Annotated in this window: 1 protein-coding gene and 2 pseudogenes; all 3 read right to left on the bottom strand. The window is 34.9% G+C overall.

Annotated elements, in window-relative coordinates:
* A pseudogene (locus tag ACEO2X_RS14020) lies at positions 1-67 on the bottom strand (helix-turn-helix domain-containing protein); the annotation flags it as partial.
* A 17-nt stretch (positions 68-84) separates the two neighbouring features.
* Positions 85-468, bottom strand: a complete 384-nt coding sequence (locus ACEO2X_RS14015; RefSeq protein WP_242769839.1) for an HpaII family restriction endonuclease — start codon at positions 466-468, stop codon at positions 85-87.
* Positions 452-583 (bottom strand): annotated as a pseudogene (locus ACEO2X_RS14010) (DNA cytosine methyltransferase); the annotation flags it as partial. The pseudogene ACEO2X_RS14010 and the gene ACEO2X_RS14015, both read right to left, overlap by 17 nt.
* Positions 584-722: the final 139 nt, after the last annotated feature.

The raw sequence follows: 722 nt of genomic DNA, 5'->3' as shown, positions 1-722 counted from the left end.
GCTTGGCCAGAAAAATGAGTCGTTCTCGCTGTTCTAAACTAAGTGGTACAGAAACAATTCGAGGCATGTGTGAACATCTGTTAACTAAAAAAACTTTTTCGCATGATTAGTTATTTTTGTCAACTTATTTGATTGGTATCTGGATATAAAGTTTTCCACATCTGGAATAGTAAATGATGCCGTTTGCTTTTTCTGTAATTCTGCCAGCAAAAACTGAGTAATATCTCTGAGTTCCTGTAATGGTATCTGAAAAACATCTTCACCCCGCAAAATCTCTACTATACCCTCTGATTTATGCGGTACATAAGTGAATAAATGATGATGTTCTTGACGTAAAATTCTAATTACAGGATAAATTAAATTATTTATTTTATTTAAGTTTTCATCACCCGCACTTAACTCCCCATCACATAGTAATTTAAAAATGGCATAGAGTTCACTCCATTCCCCCTTATTTGCTGTAATCATACTCACCAATCTTCAATGCTTTTAATATTTCTTTTGCAGTTGCCTGTATCGCTGGAATAGCAACAGAATTTCCAAATTGTTTATAGGCTGAGGCATCTGAAACCACGATTTTGAAATGATCTGGAAACCGTTATTTAAAACCTACTCAAACCTACTCAATGTGGGTTTGATGTTTAATTCCTACTTCACCATCAAGAACCTAAAACATTTGCTTTAGGGATTACCTCAATTCCATAGGCTGTCACGGTGTAACT

Origin of the sequence: Acinetobacter sp. AL9 (assembly GCF_041464035.1) — a bacterium.
Classification (GTDB): Bacteria; Pseudomonadota; Gammaproteobacteria; order Pseudomonadales; family Moraxellaceae; genus Acinetobacter; species Acinetobacter towneri.
The sequence above is the reverse complement of the archived record's forward strand: the minus strand, read 5'-3'. Positions and strand labels throughout refer to the sequence as shown.

What these genes read in the sequence shown, in the direction of transcription:
- ACEO2X_RS14015 (WP_242769839.1), bottom strand. Translation starts at nt 468, where the DNA reads ATGATTACAGCAAATAAGGGGGAATGGAGTGAACTCTATGCCATTTTT.